General features: G+C 42.5%; 19 protein-coding genes. All 19 read left to right on the plus strand.

All coding sequences use genetic code 11. The features are described 5' to 3' along the window. Positions 1 to 16 precede the first annotated feature (16 nt). The 19 genes from dapA to GC098_RS35325 all read left to right on the plus strand — a co-directional run bounded on the left by dapA (position 17) and on the right by GC098_RS35325 (position 19,971). Positions 17 to 880, plus strand: coding sequence for a 4-hydroxy-tetrahydrodipicolinate synthase (dapA, locus tag GC098_RS35235; RefSeq protein WP_171648907.1), 864 nt, complete (start codon positions 17 to 19; stop codon positions 878 to 880). A 170-nt stretch (positions 881 to 1,050) separates the two neighbouring features. After that, positions 1,051 to 2,727, plus strand: a complete 1,677-nt coding sequence (locus GC098_RS35240) for a ribonuclease J (RefSeq protein WP_171648909.1) — start codon at positions 1,051 to 1,053, stop codon at positions 2,725 to 2,727. Between the two features lie 219 nt (positions 2,728 to 2,946). Further along, positions 2,947 to 3,681: a ClpP family protease gene (locus GC098_RS35245; RefSeq protein WP_171648911.1), complete on the plus strand. Its 735-nt coding sequence runs from the start codon at positions 2,947 to 2,949 to the stop codon at positions 3,679 to 3,681. Continuing rightward, positions 3,678 to 3,917, plus strand: coding sequence for a YlzJ-like family protein (locus GC098_RS35250; RefSeq protein ID WP_171648913.1), 240 nt, complete (start codon positions 3,678 to 3,680; stop codon positions 3,915 to 3,917). Before GC098_RS35245 ends, GC098_RS35250 begins: the two co-directional genes overlap by 4 nt. Before the next feature lie 64 nt (positions 3,918 to 3,981). Beyond that, entirely contained in the window at positions 3,982 to 6,531 is a 2,550-nt protein-coding gene (locus GC098_RS35255; protein ID WP_312880537.1) for a DNA translocase FtsK, read from the plus strand. Positions 6,532 to 6,655: 124 nt separating this feature from the next. Beyond that, complete coding sequence (sleB, locus tag GC098_RS35260) at positions 6,656 to 7,435, plus strand: spore cortex-lytic enzyme (RefSeq protein ID WP_171648915.1); 780 nt, start codon at positions 6,656 to 6,658, stop codon at positions 7,433 to 7,435. A 101-nt stretch (positions 7,436 to 7,536) separates the two neighbouring features. Continuing rightward, on the plus strand, positions 7,537 to 8,817 hold the full coding sequence (yfmF, locus tag GC098_RS35265) for an EF-P 5-aminopentanol modification-associated protein YfmF (protein WP_171648917.1): 1,281 nt from the start codon (positions 7,537 to 7,539) through the stop codon (positions 8,815 to 8,817). Between the two features lie 3 nt (positions 8,818 to 8,820). Continuing rightward, the gene (yfmH, locus tag GC098_RS35270) at positions 8,821 to 10,110 is read left to right on the plus strand and encodes an EF-P 5-aminopentanol modification-associated protein YfmH (protein ID WP_171648919.1); all 1,290 of its coding nucleotides are present in this window, start codon (positions 8,821 to 8,823) and stop codon (positions 10,108 to 10,110) included. After that, positions 10,107 to 10,862, plus strand: coding sequence for an elongation factor P 5-aminopentanone reductase (ymfI, locus tag GC098_RS35275; RefSeq protein ID WP_171648921.1), 756 nt, complete (start codon positions 10,107 to 10,109; stop codon positions 10,860 to 10,862). Before yfmH ends, ymfI begins: the two co-directional genes overlap by 4 nt. 96 nt (positions 10,863 to 10,958) lie before the next feature. Beyond that, positions 10,959 to 11,210, plus strand: coding sequence for a DUF3243 domain-containing protein (locus tag GC098_RS35280; RefSeq protein ID WP_047672971.1), 252 nt, complete (start codon positions 10,959 to 10,961; stop codon positions 11,208 to 11,210). Between the two features lie 93 nt (positions 11,211 to 11,303). Then, a complete protein-coding gene (locus GC098_RS35285; protein ID WP_171648923.1) occupies positions 11,304 to 12,155 on the plus strand; it encodes a hypothetical protein in 852 nt (283 codons plus the stop codon). Between the two features lie 128 nt (positions 12,156 to 12,283). Further along, positions 12,284 to 13,027 (plus strand): DUF3388 domain-containing protein, encoded by a 744-nt coding sequence (locus GC098_RS35290; protein WP_373291262.1) that lies wholly within the window; start codon positions 12,284 to 12,286, stop codon positions 13,025 to 13,027. A 48-nt stretch (positions 13,028 to 13,075) separates the two neighbouring features. Next, a complete protein-coding gene (locus GC098_RS35295) occupies positions 13,076 to 13,957 on the plus strand; it encodes a helix-turn-helix domain-containing protein (RefSeq protein WP_171648924.1) in 882 nt (293 codons plus the stop codon). A gap of 141 nt (positions 13,958 to 14,098) precedes the next feature. Beyond that, positions 14,099 to 14,590 carry a YajQ family cyclic di-GMP-binding protein gene (locus tag GC098_RS35300; protein ID WP_047672977.1) on the plus strand — a complete coding sequence of 164 codons (492 nt, stop codon included), beginning with the start codon at positions 14,099 to 14,101 and terminating at the stop codon, positions 14,588 to 14,590. Between the two features lie 128 nt (positions 14,591 to 14,718). After that, positions 14,719 to 16,047: a 30S ribosomal protein S12 methylthiotransferase RimO gene (rimO, locus tag GC098_RS35305; RefSeq protein WP_171648925.1), complete on the plus strand. Its 1,329-nt coding sequence runs from the start codon at positions 14,719 to 14,721 to the stop codon at positions 16,045 to 16,047. Further along, on the plus strand, positions 16,044 to 16,631 hold the full coding sequence (gene pgsA, locus GC098_RS35310) for a CDP-diacylglycerol--glycerol-3-phosphate 3-phosphatidyltransferase (protein WP_171648926.1): 588 nt from the start codon (positions 16,044 to 16,046) through the stop codon (positions 16,629 to 16,631). The genes rimO and pgsA overlap by 4 nt, the downstream gene beginning before the upstream one ends. Positions 16,632 to 16,733: 102 nt before the next feature. Beyond that, entirely contained in the window at positions 16,734 to 17,984 is a 1,251-nt protein-coding gene (locus GC098_RS35315; RefSeq protein ID WP_171648927.1) for a competence/damage-inducible protein A, read from the plus strand. Positions 17,985 to 18,159: 175 nt separating this feature from the next. Continuing rightward, positions 18,160 to 19,203, plus strand: coding sequence for a recombinase RecA (gene recA / locus GC098_RS35320; RefSeq protein ID WP_056832791.1), 1,044 nt, complete (start codon positions 18,160 to 18,162; stop codon positions 19,201 to 19,203). Positions 19,204 to 19,278: 75 nt separating this feature from the next. Continuing rightward, entirely contained in the window at positions 19,279 to 19,971 is a 693-nt protein-coding gene (locus tag GC098_RS35325; RefSeq protein ID WP_171648928.1) for a regulatory protein RecX, read from the plus strand. Positions 19,972 to 20,162 lie beyond the last annotated feature (191 nt).

Raw genomic sequence — 20,162 nt, forward strand, 5'->3', positions numbered from 1 at the left:
TTGAGGAGGTAAGACGTTGGATTTTGGAAGAGTAATTACAGCTATGGTCACTCCTTTTGACGAGAACTTACAAGTGAACTGGGAGCAAGTGGAACCATTAATTAACTATTTGATCGAAGAGCAGCAGTCGGATAGCCTTGTTATTTGTGGCACGACTGGTGAGGCACCAACATTAACAGACGATGAGAAGCTGAAACTTATCGAACTATCCGTTCGGTATGCTGGTGGGCGATGCAAGATCATTGCAGGTACAGGAAGTAATGACACTGCGCACACCATTCATTTTTCCCGAATAGTTGAGAAACTTGGAGTCGATGCTTTACTGATCGTAGCTCCTTATTATAACCGCCCTTCCCAAGAAGGGTTGTACCAGCATTTTAAAGCAGTAGCTGAGTCTGTTCAGGTATCAATTATGCTTTATAATGTACCGGGTCGCACAGGTGTGAATTTGGATGCGGAGACAACTATTCGTCTATCCCAAATTCCGAATATCGTGGCTACCAAAGATTGCGCTAACACGGATCAATTGACACGTATACTTAATGATGCAGCTCCTAATTTCCTAGTGTACAGCGGGGATGACAGCAGTGCGCTGCCTGCTTTAGCGGTAGGATGTCAGGGAATTATTAGTGTTGCTAGTCATGTGATTGGAAAAGAAATGCAATCTATGATAAAGTATTATTTAGAAGGTAAAACTCAGCAAGCGGCAGAACTTCATCGTAAGCTTCATCCTGTTTTTACTGGCATTTTCCGTGTGCCGAGTCCTGCTCCAATTAAGCATGCTCTCGCATTGAAAGGCATTCAAACTGGAGGCGTAAGACTTCCGTTAGTTCCTGTATCCGAGCAAGAAGGACAATTCATCCAATCACTTTTTGTATGATAACGCCTAATGAATCGGTGCTTCCGGCATCGGTTTTCTTTTTTTGGGGAATCTAAAGTAATAGGTATTAACTTGTATTTGTTGTTTTTTTTCATGTATAATGGTTGCAAGTGACTAGTTCGGTTTTTTCATTTAAAATTCGTCGTCCAATCTTAGAAGGAGGTATATTCTTGTCCAAAAAAAATATTGATAAACTTTTGATCTTCGCTCTTGGCGGCGTGGGCGAAATCGGAAAAAATATGTATTGCGTTCAGTATGCGAACGATATCATCGTCATTGATAGTGGTTTGAAATTTCCAGAGGAGGACATGCTTGGAATCGACATCGTCATTCCAGACATTGGATACCTAACGGAGAATCGGGATAAAGTACGCGGCATTATCATCACTCACGGCCACGAAGATCATATTGGCGGCTTACCTTATGTACTTAAGCATCTTAACGTTCCACTTTATGCAACTAAGCTTACAATGGGACTTATCGAAGCTAAGCTGAAGGAAGCAAATTTACTCGGTACTACGAACCGGATCCTCATTAATTCGGAATCCGTTCTATCCTTAGGCGTTCTTACAGCAACATTCTTCAAAACCAATCATAGTATTCCTGATTCTGTGGGTGTCGCTTTAGATACACCAGAAGGTGTTGTTGTTCATACAGGAGACTTTAAGTTCGATCAAACTCCTGTAAATGATCAATATGCGGACTTGCATCGTATGGCAGAGATTGGGAAGAAAGGCGTACTTGCCTTGCTTTCCGACAGCACAAATGCAGAACGTCCTGGTTACACAGGCTCTGAGCGCAGTGTTGGGGTTGAGATTGAAGAAGTGTTCCGTAAGGCTAAGCAAAGAGTTGTTATTGCGACATTTGCATCCAACATTCACCGTGTTCAACAGGTGTTTGATGCAGCCGCAGCAACAAATCGCAAAGTAACAGTAATCGGTCGCAGTATGGTTAACGTGGTTTCGATCGCTAGCGAGTTAGGGTACTTGCATATTCCGGATGGCATGCTAATTGAGCCAGAGGAAGTTAACAAGCTTGCCGCTGATCGCGTTGTCATTCTTTCCACAGGAAGCCAAGGAGAGCCAATGTCTGCTCTTACAAGAATGGCACGTTCAACCCATCGTAAAATCGATATTTTACCTGGGGATACGGTCATTATTGCGGCAACTCCAATTCCAGGGAATGAGCGCTATGTAGGCCGTACCGTAGATGAGTTATTCCGTATTGGCGCTAATGTGATTTACGGTCCAGGTTCTGTTACTGGCGTACACGTATCAGGTCACGGTAGTCAAGAAGAATTGAAGTTAATGCTCAATCTTATGAAGCCTAAGTACTTTATTCCGATTCATGGCGAATATCGCATGCTGCGTCAACATGGCATCCTAGCCGAGTCTGTCGGCATTCCTAAAGAAGATATATTTATGTGCGATATCGGTGACACAGTAGAAATTCAAAATGGCGTTGCTCGCAAAGGATCTAAAGTTCAAAGCGGCAACATTCTGATTGATGGACTGGGTGTTGGAGATGTAGGCAACATTGTGTTGCGTGACCGTAAATTACTGTCTCAGGACGGAATCCTTGTGGTCGTAGTTACACTCAGCAAACAAGATGGCAAAATTTTATCTGGACCAGATATTATTTCTCGCGGGTTCGTGTATGTACGTGAATCTGAGGGTCTCTTGGAAGAAGCCAATCGTATCGTAACGAATACGTTAACGAAATTAATGAATGAAAATGTAAATGAATGGGCATCTTTAAAAACAAACGTGAAAGATGTTCTCGGACGCTTTTTATATGAACAAACCAGAAGAAGACCGATGATCCTTCCTATTATCATGGAAGTCTAGGCTCGAACAAGTCACTTGAACCTATGCAATAGTAAAGCTCTCTCCATCACTGGAGGGAGCTTTTTTTCTTGTAGTTCGTAGGGTGCGAATGCATGAAAGTACGCAAATTTATTCATACTATGGGAGATTATGAACAGTACATGCAAAGTTTGCTAGCACAATGCAGTTTAAGCTTATAAAGCTGTTTTTGCAAAAGCAAAACTCGAAGGGGGATTTTCAGTGGCAGCACCCACAGGACCGAAACAACAAGAACCGGAAACTGAAGAAGGTAAGAAGAACGCAGTCCTCGAAAACATTCAACAGTTAGGTCAAACAAATACGCTTTCTGGCGAATCTAATATTTTCTGCCTCACCATTATTGGACAAGTGGAAGGACATATCGTTCTCCCACCCCAAAATAAAACGACCAAATATGAGCACCTAATTCCGCAGTTAGTCGCCGCAGAGCAGAATCCGAAGATTGAAGGCGTTATGATTATTTTAAATACGGTAGGGGGAGATGTAGAAGCAGGACTTGCCATCGCGGAGATGGTGGCAACACTATCGAAGCCTTCCATTGCTTTGGTACTAGGTGGAGGACATAGTATTGGTGTTCCCATCGCAGTATCAGCGGACTACTCGATTATTGCCGAAACAGCAACAATGACGATTCACCCAATTCGATTAAATGGTTTAATTATTGGAGTCCCACAAACATTTGAATATTTGGATAAAATGCAGGAACGTGTTGTGCGGTTTGTAACGAAGCACTCTAATGTAACAGAAGAAAAGTTTAAAGAGTTGATGTTTAAGACTGGCGAGTTGACAAGGGATATTGGGACTACGGTCATTGGAATAGACGCCGTTAAATATGGCTTGATAGATCAAGTTGGCGGTATCGGTGATGCAATCCGAGAGCTTAATCAGCGAATAGAGATTAAGAAAGCAGCGGCGAGCGGAGGCATTGTACAATGATACATTACTCGGTTATACCGATGGATGTGATTTTTGAAGGAATGGAGACTTACGAACCCAAATTTATCGAAATCGATCAAGGTGGAGTCAAAATGCAAATAGAACCGATTAGTGGCTTTCAGGCTCGAATTGTTAGGCTGTTTAGTTGTAATCCTCAGGACTATTTGAATAATCAATATGCCCCTGGAACTATTATTTCATATAGTCCTGTAGTAGAGGCAACTTCAACTTTCTAGCTTGCTCTTCCTGTATCATCCCCCAAGTCAAATATGGTATAATGTGGACTTGGGGGTGGCAAGCGTGGCGAAACGCAAGAAAAAAGGTAAGGCTCTAAAAACAAGCTTGTTATTCGAGTTATATGGTATTCTCATTCTAATCTTTTCGGTCATTGCACTTGCTCATCAAGGGCATGTCGGGAATTCGTTGATTTACCTTTTTCGATTTTTTGTGGGAACGTGGTATTCACTTATACCGCTGATTTTCATATATGTGGCCTTATATGCGATGATCAAGAGAGCCTGGCCACAGATGGTTACGCCCAAGAAAGCAGGGATACTGCTGTTCATTCTTGGACTGCTAATAAAAAATCATATTGATTTGTTCGCTCAATTATATCCTGATGGCGGTTTCACGTCTGGTAAAGTCATAGCATCAACATGGAATGCCATGTTAGATGGTCTGAAACCAACAGAAGCAGGCAAAGCGGCACTCGAGCATGGTATTGGTGGCGGCATGATTGGCGCTATGCTGTACAGTGTCCTTTACTTTCTGTTCGACTATTTGGGCGCGAGATTAATCCAATATGCGCTGTTTGTCATGGGCTTTATTCTGGCAACAGGTATTTCTTACGTGGACGTTGGCAATATCGTGAAGGGTCGATTCAGTAATGTTGGCCAAAATTTTAAAGATAGAATGAAAGAGTGGCTGCAAGATCGCGAAACACGTCAGCCCCAAACAGTCTCCGCAGGTGCTAGTGCAACTAAGGCGAAGAAATCTTCTTATGTTCCTGTTGATGATGAATTCGATGAAGAGGTTTTTCAGCCTGTTAAACGGGCGAAAAAGACACCACTTTTCATGGAGCTGCTTCGTCCTAATAAGGAAAGTCGGAAAAAGGCTGCAGTCGAGAATAATTCCAATGCAGATGAATTAAATGATTTAGATGCTGCTGATGAAACCGAGCAAGTTCTTTATAAGTCAAGCGCGAAGCAAGCTGCTGAATCAGATTCACCATCCACAGATCAACCAATCACACCTATTATTCGTGATTTTCAGGAGCAGGTTTTTCAAGAAGCTCAGCAGGCAGTCAAACAACCTGCAGCTTCCTCTACAGCGCCGGCCTCTAAAGTTCAGGGAGCAGGGGCTATTGACACGGATGATGAGCCAGTTACGCTGGAATTTCAGGAGAATGTGCCAATTGTTCAAACACGGCCATATGAAATGCCTTCCCTTGATTTATTAGCGAAGCCTGCTGTTGGCAAAGGCAGTGAGATGGCCGACTATAAAGCGAATGCAAGGAAGCTCGAAGCCACCTTGGAGAGCTTTGGGGTTCGTGCCAAGGTGCTAGAGGTCGTCAGAGGCCCTGCCGTGACACGCTATGAGATACAGCCTGACGTGGGTGTAAAGGTCAGCCGAATCGTCTCCTTGACCGATGATATCGCGTTGGCGCTTGCCGCCAAGGATATTCGGATGGAAGCTCCAATTCCTGGTAAAGCTGCGATCGGCATTGAGGTTCCGAATCTGGAGGTTTCGATTGTGACCATGCGTGAAGTCATGGAAACATCCGCTTTTCAAGAATCCAGCTCGCGGCTATCGGTTGTACTTGGGCGTGATATTTCTGGACAACCAATCGTCGGAAATTTGGCAAGAATGCCTCACTTACTTGTAGCAGGAGCCACCGGTTCAGGTAAATCCGTCTGTATTAATGGGATTATTACGAGCATTTTGTATAAAGCAAAGCCTAATGAAGTGAAGTTTCTTATGATCGATCCGAAGATGGTTGAATTGAATGTCTATAATGGGATTCCACATCTACTGGCACCAGTTGTAACTGATCCTCGGCGAGCTTCGTTAGCTCTTAAGAAAGTCGTCGTTGAGATGGAAAAGCGTTATGAACTATTCTCGAAAAGCGGAACGCGAAATATTGAGGGCTACAATGCCATGTTGACTGAAAGCGGTACAGCAGTCCCTCTGCCATATTACGTGGTTATTGTGGACGAGTTAGCCGATTTAATGATGGTTGCTGCTAATGATGTGGAAGATTCTATCACGCGCCTTGCTCAAATGGCCCGCGCAGCAGGTATTCATTTAATTATTGCTACACAACGACCATCCGTTGATGTTATTACCGGCGTGATTAAAGCCAATATTCCATCGCGTATTGCATTTGGTGTTTCGTCTCAAGTGGACTCAAGGACCATTTTGGACATGGTTGGAGCCGAGAAGTTGTTAGGTCGAGGGGATATGCTTTATTTACCAGTAGGCTCGTCCAAACCTGTTCGTATTCAGGGTGCCTTTTTATCTGACCAAGAGGTTGAACATGTGGTTGGCTTTGTACGCACGCAAGAGCAGGCGAATTACCAAGAAGAAATGGTCCCGCATGTGGAAGAAATGCCGGAGCAGCAAAATGAATTTGAAGACGAGCTGTACGACCAGGCTGTTCAAATTGTATTGGAAGCCAAGCAAGCATCTGTTTCCCTGCTGCAACGACGTATGAGAGTCGGTTATACACGTGCAGCACGGCTGGTTGACTCTATGGAAGCCAAAGGGGTCGTTGGCCCTTACGAAGGCAGTAAGCCTCGAGAGGTGCTGATGTCGATTGAACAATATCATCATAATCGGATCAGTTCCTAACTTAAAAAGACGATTGTACAAGCACTCTCCTCAGGAGAGTGTTTTTTTTTGTATAAACAAAGAGTCCCTTTCTCATAATAAGCAAGAAAAGGCTGTAATTTGAAAAGTGAGGTTGAGAAGGGGAATGAATAAACGATTAATTGTACTTACATTTTGTATTGTTTTCGTACTAGTTGTCGCTTTTCAGTTGAAGGGAAAGTTCAATCCACCTGCAGAAGAAACGTTTAGTAAAAATGAAGTGCGTTATGGAGCCACAGGAGCTGACGTTAACGAGCTGCAAGGCAGATTGAAGTTCATTGGTTTCTATAACGGCAGTATAGACGGAGATTATGGGTATAAAACTTTAACGGCAGTGAAGCGATTCCAAGGTGAGTTTGGGATGAAAGTAGATGGTGTAGTAGGTCCCAAGACCAAGCTTAAACTGTGGGAAGCAACGAAGAATTGGAAGCCTACTGCACCATCCACAGGAGGACAAAGCGGCGCAGGCAAAGAGACAGCTACTTCAAATCAAAAGCCAGCCAATTTGCTGCCTTCTAATAACCTAGGCTTGTCTGAGCAGGATATTAATCTGATGGCGAATGCTGTACATGGTGAGGCTAGGGGAGAACCATATATTGGTCAAGTAGCCGTAGCAGCTGTTATATTGAATCGTGTAAAGTCAGCAAGTTTTCCTAATACGGTTTCTGGTGTTATCTTTCAGCCTGGCGCTTTCACAGCCGTAGCAGATGGCCAAATTTGGCTAACACCAGACGAATCAACGAAAAAAGCCGTAAAGGATGCGCTGAGTGGGTGGGACCCTACGGGCGGTTGTATCTATTATTTCAACCCGGTAACAGCGACATCCAAATGGATTTGGAGCAGGCCGCAAGTCAAAAATATTGGAAAGCATATTTTCTGTAAATAATTTAGACATGGGCAAGGAGAAGGAACCAGCTTTGGTTGCTTCTCCTCTTCGTATAGGAATATAATGGATTTATATCACGGACAAAGAAGGGAGACCGACCTTTGAAGCATATACAATTTGAGCGCACTACATGGAATCATATACGTTTACATGTGCTGCCGACAGACCGGTTTAAAACGTTTGCCATTTCAGTGTACATAGGCCGTCCTCTAGAGGAAGATACGGTCACGAGTACCGCATTAACACCATTTGTACTTCGTAGAGGTACGGAATTACGACCAGAAACGAAGCAATTTCGAGAATATTTAGATGATTTATATGGTGCAGGATTCGGCTTTGATATTTATAAACGTGGCGATTACCAAATTGTTCAGTTACGTATGGATATCATCAATGACCGATTCGTGAAATCGGCCCAATCTTTATTAAAGCAGGGACTTGATTTCGTTGGGGAAACTTTGACAAAGCCAGCCCTAGAAGAAGGACATTTTCGTAACAAATATGTCGATGCTGAGAAGCAGACTCTCCAGAAGCGCATAGAATCAGTCATTAACGATAAAATTCGTTACGCGGCTGAACGTTGTATCGAAGAAATGTGCAGTGATGATCCTTATCGGCTTCACCCTTTGGGTAAAATCGATGATTTGGACCCTATCAATGCTGAGCAACTGTACGAACAATATAAACACTGGCTTCAAACCGCACCAATCGATATTTATGTCGTTGGAAATACGACGCTTTCTGAAGTAGAGGGCATTGTAAAGCAGGCATTCTCCATTGAACGTAAAGAGGATGTCGGTTATATAACATCTGCCCCGCGGGGGGCATCAGGTGATGTGAAGACAATCGTTGAACGTCTGGATGTTAATCAAGGGAAACTGAACATGGGATTGCGTACCAATATTTCGTATCGAGATGAGCAGTACCCAGTAGCTCTTATGTATAATGGCGTTCTCGGAGGTTACCCGCACTCCAAATTGTTTACGAATGTTCGTGAGAAAGCGAGTCTTGCCTATTATGCCTCTTCTCGGTTTGATGGTCACAAAGGCATTCTGACGATTCAATCGGGGATTGAAATGGCGAATTATGAGAAAGCGGTTGATATCATTAAAAAGCAGCTGACTGCCATGGAGCAAGGTGAGATCAGTGATATTGAATGGAATCAAACCCGTGCCATGATTGCCAATCAACTGCGCGAAATTCAGGATTCCGCATTTGAATTAATTTCATTTGACTTTAATGCTATTTTATCTGGAAAAGAACGTACGGTTTCAGGCTTGATTGAATCTGTGGAGCAGGTAGATATTACGGCTATTGCAGAAGCTGCTAAGCGTGTTCAACTGGATACGATATACTTTTTGCGGGACCAGAAGGGAGAGTAGAAGATGCAGGTTATTCCTTATCCACACCTTGGTGAAACCATTTATCACGAGAAGCTTGATAATGGGCTACATGTGTTTGTACTACCCAAAGATGGTTTCCAGAAAACCTATGCGACGTTCACGACGCAATTCGGATCTGTTGACAACTTTTTTCAAGTTGAAGGGAAAGAGGCAGTCCAAGTTCCGGATGGCATTGCTCATTTTCTGGAGCACAAAATGTTTGAGGAACCTGAAGGTGATATATTCGCTACTTTCGCTTCAAACGGCGCTTCGGCTAATGCTTTTACAAGCTTTGATCGGACAGCGTACTTATTTTCATCCACGGATCACTATTTAACAAATTTAACGACATTAATTAATTTTGTGCAAAATCCTTATTTTACAGATGAAAATGTAGAAAAGGAAAAAGGTATTATTGGTCAAGAGATCAAAATGTACGAAGATAATGCGGATTGGAGAAGCTATTATGGATTAATTGAATCCTTATATGCTAAGCATCCTATCCATATCGATATCGCTGGTACAGTAGAGTCCATTGCCGAAATCTCAAAAGAAACCTTGTATGAGTGCTACAACACATTCTATCACCCCAGCAATATGAGCTTGTTTGTGGTTGGAGGCGTAGATCCAGAAGAGGTTATTTCGTTAGTTAAAGAGAATCAAGCTGCCAAAACTTTTCCGCCTCAAGGAAATATCCAACGATTTTTCCCAGATGAGCCATTAGAAGTGAAGGAAGCGCGCAGAGTGACATTACTTCCTGTTTCAATGCCAAAATGCTTAATCGGATTCAAGGAGCCTGCGCCTTCTGTAAGTGGGAAAGACTTACTAGTTAGAGAATTGACTACGAAATTAATGTTGGATGTTTTGTTCAGTTCAAGCTCTGATATTTATCAGGCACTATATGATGAGCAATTGATTTCTGATAATTTTGGTCATGAATATAATTGCAGTGAGGGTTATGCTTTCTCCATTCTTGGCGGAGATACCAAAGATCCGGACCAACTTGTAGCGCGCATACGCGAAGAGGTTGAGAAACGTAAGGATCCAGGACTAGATGAAGTCACCTTCGAGCGGAGTCGTAAGAAGAAAATTGGTAATTTCCTACGGATGATGAACTCACCGGAATCCATAGCGAATGAATTCACTAAATACCGTTTCAAAGATATTGATTTATTCGATATATTACCTGTTTACGAGCAAATTACACTTGATGACGTGAACCGTCGGTTCCGCGAGCATTTTGACTGGAGCAGACTTGCTATTTCGATTGTGCAAAGTCGTAAGCCATCGTGACGTTCCCTAAGCCATTCAGTGAACAAACAGTTCTTATAACAGGAGCTAGCCGGGGAATTGGTGCTGCGATTGCTGAGCGTTTTGCCGCGGTAGGCATGAACGTTGTTATTCACTACCGTGAATCACACGAAGCTGCTAATGAAGTGGCCAGATCCTGCATGAAGCATGGCGCCAAAGTGTTAACCGTATCCGCGGATGTAAAATCTCGTGAGCAAATCAATAAAATGCAAGAAAAGCTGGAACAAAGAGACATGGTCCCTGATATTATCGTCAACAATGCGGGTATTTCTCACTTTGGTATGCTTTCTGATGTTAGCGAAGAAGATTGGGACCTGGTAATGAATGTTAATCTTAAAGGCGCCTTTCTTTGTACACAAACTTTCATGACGGCAATGGTCAAACAAAAGTATGGCCGCATTATTAACGTATCCTCTATATGGGGCATCTCAGGTGCCTCCTGTGAGGTTGTATACTCAACAGCTAAAGGTGGGTTGAACGCCTTCACGAAGGCGTTAGCGAAGGAGCTGGCTCCTTCTGGTGTGACGGTGAATGCCGTAGCGCCTGGTGCGGTACATACCGAAATGATGGCAGGATTTCAGCCCGAGGAGCGAGAAGCGATTACCAATGAAATTCCGGCAGGTCGTTTTGCATTGCCTGATGAAGTGGCTTCGCTTGTATACTTTCTAGCACTTCCTGAATCCGGTTATATTACGGGTCAAATCATAAGTCCGAACGGTGGATGGTTAACCTGAGAACAGAGTAAGAAGCCTCGCGCATAATTTTAAGCTGGGAAGCGAATATTACGTATGTAATGACCATTTCTCATAACTCAAAGGAGGCTTCTTACAATGGCTACTGTACTTAAAGTATTTGATAAGTGGAAAGAGTTTTTGGCTGAACGTGTGAGTCAGGCTGGGCATGCGGGGATGAGTGAGGAAACCATTTCTAAACTCGCTTTTCAAATCGGTGAATTTCTAGCCAATAAAGTAGATCCCGAAAATGAACAAGAGCGAGTGCTCAAAGAGCTGTGGGATGCAGGAGATGAGCAAGAAAAGCTTACAATTGCTCGCCTCATGGTAAAATTAGTAGACAAAGGTTAATAACCGTTTTACAATTCAATAGGGTACTATGTGAAAGCCTCCTCTTTCGGAGGCTTTTGCACGCTTTATAAGGAAGAAAGGAATTGTAATATCATGGTAATCAAACGTTTTATGCTTGCTATATTGCTCTTATCTTTTATCTTAACAGGGTGTGGGAATCGTGGAATTCCAGCCATTAAGCAAGAATTGTTGGATAATAAATTATCTGTACTTATGCTGACAGGTACTAGTATGTCTGCGCCAGCTAAACAGTCGGTAGGAAATGCGCTTCAGCAGTGGAGAGATGCGAATTTTATAGCCTTCGATTGGATCAAGGATTTGAATCAACTGGATGAAAGCGTTATAACAAAGTTGAAAGCAAGTAAATATGATTACATATATGTCATTGGTAATGAACTGTTTCCTTCTGCTAATGGGGTGATTGGACAAGGGCTTTCGATGGGTAAATGGACCTTATTACAAAGTCAGCTTGATGCCAAAGGGATCACAAGCCAGGTCAATGAGCAAGCTTCGTTCTTGCAAATTGATGCTCTTCAGATTGAGACCTTGAAAAATAAATGGATTCAAGACCTATTAGCACAAAACGTTGTCGTGGAGTGGGTGACTCGAAGTGATCGTCCTATTCCCTCTGCTTGGGCACCTTCGGAGGAAGCGGATCATATCGTATTACTCGATAATAATGAACAATGGTTTCAGCAATTATCCTTCCAAACGAGGCAGCATCACTCGAGCAACATTATTTTCTATACACCAGTAGATGAGGCGCAAGTACAAAAGGCTAAGTCTATCGGAGTATCGGTTGTGGATATTACAGGAGCTGTATCGGCTGAACTTAACTGGGCCCAAATCCTGGACAATCGTCTCGCTATGATGAAAACCAGTTCATGGAAAAAAGGTGGTATGATTTACAACGAACAAGAGCTTAAAGAACTAAAAATGAAATAATTTTGTGAATTTTTACACGATAAAAGAAGGATATTGACGAAAATCATAGAAATTATTTGAATAGGTATCGACTTGTTCGTTACAGATATTGCGATGAGGTGGAAAGATTGGACGTTAAAGAATGGTATATGGAGTACAAGATTCACAAAAACCGTCCCGGCTTATTAGGGGATATTGCTTCCTTGATGGGGATGCTGGATATTAATATTGTGACCATTAATGGGGTAGAAGATCGTACCCGCGGTATGCTTCTACAAACCAATGATGAAGAAAAAATTGACTTAATGGGTAAAATGTTAAGAAAAGTAGATAATATTACTATTACCGCTCTTAGACCCCCAAAGCTTGTTGATATTTTGGCTGTCCGTCATGGTCGGTATATTGAACGCGATTCGGATGATCGTAAAACATTCCGTTTTACTCGTGATGAATTGGGGCTTTTAGTTGACTTCCTTGGTGAGATTTTCAAGAGAGAAGGGAACCAAGTTGTAGGTCTTCGGGGAATGCCGCGTGTTGGTAAAACGGAATCGATTATTGCAGGAAGTGTATGCGCAAACAAGCGTTGGACTTTCGTTTCCTCTACGTTACTCAGACAAACCGTACGTAGTCAACTATCAGAAGATGAAATGACTCCAAATAATGTATATATTATTGATGGAATCGTTTCAACTATACGTTCAAATGAGAAGCATTACAGCCTTTTGCAGGACATAATGGGTATGCCTTCTACTAAGGTTATCGAGCATCCGGATATATTTATTCGGGAGTCTGAATACACATATAATCACTTCGATTATATTATTGAGCTGCGAAATAGCCCGGATGAAGAAATCAATTATGATTCATTTACGTATACGTCCGAACCTTTTTAATGTCTGTAACGTCATTAAATAAAGAAGATCCCGCGGGGAGGTGACCATATGTCTGATCTAGGATACATTTTACGCAAAACACGTCTGGAAAAAAAGATCTCGCTTGACGATCTTCAAGAAGTTACGAAAATTCGTAAACGATACTTGGAAGCGATTGAAGAAGGAAACTACAAGGTTCTGCCTGGCAGCTTCTATGTACGTGCCTTTATTAAAAGCTACGCTGAAGCAGTTGGGCTTGACCCTGCTGAAGTTCTGAGCATGTACCAAACGACGAATCCCTCCCCAGCTGTAGAGAAACCAGTTGTAGAAACGATTCGTAAAAATAGAACAAGTGTCCGTAATACCGAGAAATTGAGCCGCTGGGCTTCTGGTACGATGTTTGTCTGTTTCATTCTGCTTATATTCGGTATCGTATACTACTATACATACAAGAATTATAAGGGAATGCCAGCGGATGAAAATCCTTCTCAAACGCAATCTCCGAGAATCACAGATTCTACGAATCCTGCGACTGGCACTGCTCCAAGTACGACAATGAATGCGTCCGGTGACGGTAAAGTGGCGCCTCTTGCGACGCCTACTCCAACACCGGTGCCGACACCAACGCCATCTGTTCAGGTAAAGTTTAGCAGCAGCGAGAAAGGTGTAGATAATTACACGATAACCGGTGCTTCCAATCTGAATATTCAGATGAAAATAACAGGTTCCTGTTGGATTCGTGTGGATTCTCTTACAGAGGCAGGCGGTAAAGAAATGCTTAGACAGAAACTTTACAAAGCCGGTGACACGGACTCTTTTGATTTAACCGGTTCTGCCTATTTAAATGTAGGTGCAGCCAGTGCTTTGGAGCTTACTGTGAATGGTACGATCGTTCCTGTCGGGGATACTCCAAACCCCAAGAGGGTACAGCTCAATTTGCAAAAAAACTAGCATTTTGACGTTTCCTGCGCTTTCCCGGGTAATGAATAATACCAAGAGTATCCTAGGCCGAGAGGGCTTAGGATGTTTCTTTTTTTACGGCTTCTTGCTATAATGCTATTGTAATTTGATGGAAAGGATGTTTTGTCTAAGATGAGTTCAGAATGCTCGTTTGATATCGTATCCAAGGTGGATATGCAGGAACTAAATAACGCCATACAGCAGGCGGAGAAAGAGATCCTTACCCGCTTTGACTTTAAAGGTAGTAAAAGCAGCATTAAATTGGATAAGGACCAGCTTGTTGTCACCTCAGATGATGAGTTTAAGCTTCAGAATGTCCTTGATATTATGCACGCCAAAATGACGAAGCGCGGAATCTCGATTAAGAATCTCGAGTACAGTAAAGTAGAACCAGCGGCTGGTTCCACCGTAAGGCAGAAAATTAGCATGAAGCAAGGTGTCGATCAGGAGAACTCGAAGAAAATTAACATTCTAATTCGTGACTCCAAACTTAAAGTTAAGACGCAAATCCAAGGGGATCAAATTCGGGTAACCGGGAAGAGTCGAGATGATTTACAAGCCGTTATTGCCTTGCTGCGTAAGGCGGAAATTCCTCTTGATTTGCAATTTGTAAACTTGAAATAGGCATACATAAGCTGTACTTTGGAGAGCAGCCCCCTACATGTAGGGGGCTTTTACATTTTGACACCCTATAGGGCTTGTATTATACTGGTAGGGAGTGTTTTTTAGGACTATTGGAGGTTGTTTCTTTCATGACAGAAAAGGTTAAAGTAGTTACTCTTGGATGCGAAAAGAATTTGGTCGATTCCGAGATTATGTCAGGATTAATTCATGGCCGTGGTTTTCAGCTTGTTGAGAACAAGGAAGATGCCACCGTCATTATCGTGAACACTTGCGGGTTCATTGATGCAGCAAAAGAAGAATCCGTTAATACAATTTTGGATATGGCTGAACTAAAAGAAACAGCGAATCTCAAAGCGCTTATCGTATCAGGGTGTTTGACTCAACGCTACAAAAAGCAGTTGATGGAAGAAATGCCTGAGATTGATGGCATCGTGGGCACCGGAGATTTCGATAAAATCAACCATATCGTAGATGAAGCGCTTCGCGGAAAGAAACCGGTTCTTGTTGGGAATCCGGTGTTTAATTATGATGCGGACCTGCCAAGACTTATGACTACTCCTCGATATACAGCTTATGTGAAAATTGCAGAGGGCTGCGATAACGCATGTACATTCTGTAGTATTCCTATTATGCGTGGTAGCTTCAAAAGCAGAAGCATGGAGTCCATCGTTGCGGAAGTAGCTAATCTTGCTGCACAAGGCGTTAAAGAAATTAGTCTAATCGCACAGGATTCCACGAATTATGGAACAGATCTTTATGATGGTTTCATGCTGCCTACTTTGCTTAATAAGGTTAGTGAAGTGGAAGGCATCGAGTGGGTGCGACTACACTATGCTTACCCTGGATTCTTTAGCGATGAATTGATTGCTGTCATGGCATCAAATCCGAAGGTGTGTAAGTATATTGATATGCCACTTCAACACAGTGAAGATTCTATTCTCAAACGGATGCGTAGACCTGGCCGCCAGAAGGATACGCGTGAACTTGTTCGAAAAATTCGTGAAGCGATTCCGGATGTGGCCCTACGCACATCACTCATTGTAGGTTTCCCAGGCGAAACTGAACAAGATTTTGAAAACTTAAAACAATTTGTTCGCGACATTCAGTTTGATCGTCTTGGTGTTTTTGCCTATTCCAAGGAAGATGATACGCCAGCAGCACGTTTGCCGGACCAAGTTCCTGATGATGTTAAAGAGTATCGCGCGAACGCGATTATGGAAATTCAGCGTGAAATCTCGAATCTGCGTGGCGGACGCCGCATCGGACAGGAAATTGACGTGCTTATCGAAAGATACGATGGCAGAAGTGATGTATACATTGGACGTTCCCAATTTGATGCTCCTGAGATTGATGGAGAAGTATTCGTGTCAAATGCGAAGCTTAACATTGGTGAACTTGCTAAAGTTCGTATTACCCACTCTTATGAGTTTGACTTATCCGGGGAGGTAATTGCATGAACCTGGCCAACCGCATCACCGTGGCGAGGATTTTATTAGTACCTATCATCATGTTTTTTCTGTTGATTAAGGTGAAATTCCCTCATATACGGATAGAGGAATTTAGCATAACGTATAATCAAATTATTGCTGCTTTAATTTTCATTATTGCAGCGAGTACAGATAGTTTAGATGGTTACATTGCCAGAAAACGTAATCTTGTAACTAACTTGGGCAAGCTGCTTGATCCTTTAGCGGATAAGCTGCTTGTTACGGCTGTGCTCGTCTCATTAGTGGAAATGGATAAAGTAGATGCTTGGATTGTCATTGTCATTATCAGTAGGGAGTGGGCTGTTACAGGACTTCGCCAAATTGCTCTATTGGAAGGCACCGTGATGGCGGCTAGCAAATGGGGAAAAGCGAAGACGGCAGCTCAAATTACAGCCATCATTGCTCTACTTATTAATAATTTTCCTTTTACGTTTATGCACTTCCCTTTTGATGTTATAGCTAGTTGGGCAGCAGCAATTATTACCGTGTATTCTGGTGTAGAGTACTTTGTAAAGAATAAGCATGTCATAGATTTTTCAGAAAAAGCACAATAGGACAACCTATTGTGTTTTTTCTACCACATAAGAATTGGCGGTAAAAGCTAAACTTTGAATGACCTCGATAGAGGTTTTCTCATTTTAAGGAGGGAATTCGAGATGAAAGCAGAAATTATCGCTGTTGGAACGGAACTTTTACTAGGTCAAATTGTAAATACAAATGCTCAGTTTCTCTCCAGAGAATGTGCTGCGCTTGGTGTAGATATGTATTTCCAAACGGTCGTTGGTGATAATGAACAGAGATTGCTAGATAGCTTCAAATTAGCCGTTTCAAGAGCTGATGTCGTTATATGTACAGGAGGTCTTGGACCTACGCAGGATGATTTGACCAAGGATGTGCTTGCTGCGTTTGTAGGCCGTGAATTGATTGTGCATGAGCCTTCTATGAAAATAATTACAGATATGTTCCAGTCCCGCGGGATCCATATGGTGGAAAGCAACAGACGTCAAGCGATGATGATTGAGGGAAGCGATCCTTTACATAACGAAACAGGGCTTGCTGTAGGTGTTGCATTTACATACGAAGGGACACATTTTATTCTTCTACCAGGCCCGCCAAAAGAAATGAAGCCGATGTTCACCAAGTATGTGGCTCCTTGGCTTCGTACAAGGATGACTGATGAGGTTCCGCTTTATTCCAAAATGCTCAAATTTGCCGGTATTGGTGAATCTAACTTAGAACATCAATTACTTGATCTAATCCAAGCTCAAACGGACCCAACGATTGCTCCATATGCCAAAGAAAGCGAAGTGACGATTCGCTTAACAACACGTGCACAGACAGCTTCAGAAGGCGAACGGAATCTTCAATCGATTGAACTAGAGATTAGAAAGCGATTAGGAGAGCATCTCTATGCCGACCAAGATGTTCCTATCGAAACGATTGTGCTGCAATTGCTTGGCGAGAAGAACCAGACACTTGCTGTGGCCGAAAGCTGCACAGGCGGCTTGCTAAGTGATTTGATTACTGCAGTGCCGGGGAGTTCCCAATCATTTCTTGGAGGAATTATTTGTTATTCAAATGCCTTGAAGCATAAGCTCCTCGGTGTTCCAATGGAAGTGCTGGAAGGGGAGGGTTCCCCAGGTGCTGTTAGCAGCGAGACAGCGACCCTCTTAGCGGAGCAATTGATTATTGTGACCGGAAGTGACTTTGGACTATCAGTCACGGGTGTAGCGGGTCCAAGTCCGTCTGAAGGTAAGCCAGTAGGGCTTGTTTATATAGGTTTTGCTCAAAAAGACGCAGCAACAAGGGTTATTACTTTGCAACTCTCTGGTAATCGGGAGTCCATCAAGCAAAGAGCGGCCAAAAGCGCACTCTATCATTTATGGAAACAGTTGAAAGATAGCTAGAGTTCGCATATAATGAGACTAAGTGTTAACGGAAGAACCGTAGCAAAGCGATAACTTTGTTGCGGTTTTTTGTTTGTTCGCTAAAAAGTCGAATGTATGTTCGAAAAAATGCTTGGCAAACACCTGAAAACAAGTTATCATATACCTATAATGATAGAAGAAGGAAGTGAGTGTTTTGTCAGATCGTCGCGCAGCACTTGATAATGCTTTACGTCAAATTGAGAAACAGTTCGGAAAAGGCTCCATTATGAAGCTTGGAGAATCTACACATATGCAAGTTGAAACGATTTCATCCGGCTCTCTTGCGCTTGATATCGCTCTTGGAATAGGTGGGTTTCCACGCGGAAGAATTATTGAAGTATACGGACCAGAGTCTTCCGGTAAAACTACGGTAGCTCTACATGCTATCGCAGAAGTACAGAAGAATGGTGGACAAGCAGCTTTTATCGATGCGGAGCACGCATTGGATCCTTCTTATGCTAGCAAGCTTGGTATTAATATAGATGAGCTTCTACTCTCTCAGCCTGATACTGGTGAACAAGCACTCGAGATCGCTGAAGCACTAGTACGAAGTGGTGCTGTAGATATTATTGTTATTGACTCTGTAGCGGCATTAGTGCCTAAAGCAGAGATTGAAGGCGATATGGGGGATTCTCACGTGGGTCTGCAGGCTCGCTTGATGTCCCAAGCACTTCGTAAGCTGTCTGGTGCGATCAACAAGTCCAAAGTTATCGCGATTTTCATTAACCAATTACGTGAAAAAGTTGGCGTTATGTTCGGTAACCCAGAGACAACACCTGGTGGCCGTGCACTTAAGTTCTACTCATCCGTTCGACTAGATGTTCGTCGTGTGGAAACTATCAAACAGGGTAATGATATGGTTGGTAACCGTACAAGAATTAAAGTCGTTAAGAATAAAGTAGCTCCGCCGTTCAAACAAGCGGAAGTGGATATTATGTACGGTGAAGGAATTTCACGCGAAGGCAGTATTATTGATATCGGAACAGAGATGGATATCGTTAATAAAAGCGGAGCTTGGTATTCGTATGAAGGTGAGCGTCTTGGTCAAGGCCGTGAGAATTCGAAGCAGTTTTTGAAAGATAACAAAAGTATTTCGGAAACGATTGAATTACGGATTCGAGAGAACAGTAATTTAATCAAAGCAATCCCTCTTAATGTTGACGAAGAAGACGATGAATTGGAACCAGATTTCGAATAAGTTTAAATGAGCATACAAGAAAGCACCTTAAACCTAGTGTTAAGGTGCTTTCTTCATTGAAGGAGTTGGTTAGTTTTGAATAGTGAAGAGCAACAACCATTGTTAATCATTACCAAGGTTGAGAAACAGAAGCGTGGTAAGCATCGATACAATATATTTTTAAATGAAGAATACGCATTCTCAGTTCATGAAGACATTTTAATCAAGCATCGGTTAAATAAAGGGGAAACCATACATCTACAAGAAATCGAAAGTATAACGCTTGATGAGGAACAGAATATGGCTTATATAAAGGCAATAAGCATGATAGGCAGACGACCACATTCATTAAGTGAAGTAAAACGTAAGCTGAAAGAGAAAGGATTTGAAGTGCCTATTATTGCATGGGCATGTGAGAAGCTAGTCCAGCAAAATTATATCAATGATGAGGAATTTGCGAAAATGTGGACAGATAATCGCATTATTTCGCAACGAAAAGGTCGTAATCTCATACGACAGGAGCTTCAACAAAGAGGCATTGATAAAGAATTGGTCAAAAATGCTATGGAGACTATCAATCCCGATGATGAGTATACGGGGGCGATGAAGTTGGGCCAAACGAAATGGAAACAAACCTCGGGCAAGACAATCGATCGTAAAAGAAAGACGGGAGCTTTTCTAATGCGGAGAGGTTATACGGGCTCTATTGTCAACAAGGTTTTGGGGGTATTAAGCAGTGAATCGAGTGAAGAGGAATTTGAAATCTCAGATGACCCATTTGATTGTTAATGTCATTAATTATATGTTCATTTAGTTAACGGCATTAAATATTTTACGAGTACTGGAAATACTTATTCCGTCATCTCAGGGACATTCGCTTGACAAGCTTCTTCGACAAAAGATAAAATAACAGTGTATATTTTCATAATGTATTCAAAATCATACTCAATTCATTGATTTTGAGGGGACAGATGTAGAAA

Origin of the sequence: Paenibacillus phytorum (assembly GCF_013141715.1) — a bacterium.
Lineage (GTDB): Bacteria > Bacillota > Bacilli > Paenibacillales > NBRC-103111 > Paenibacillus_E > Paenibacillus_E phytorum.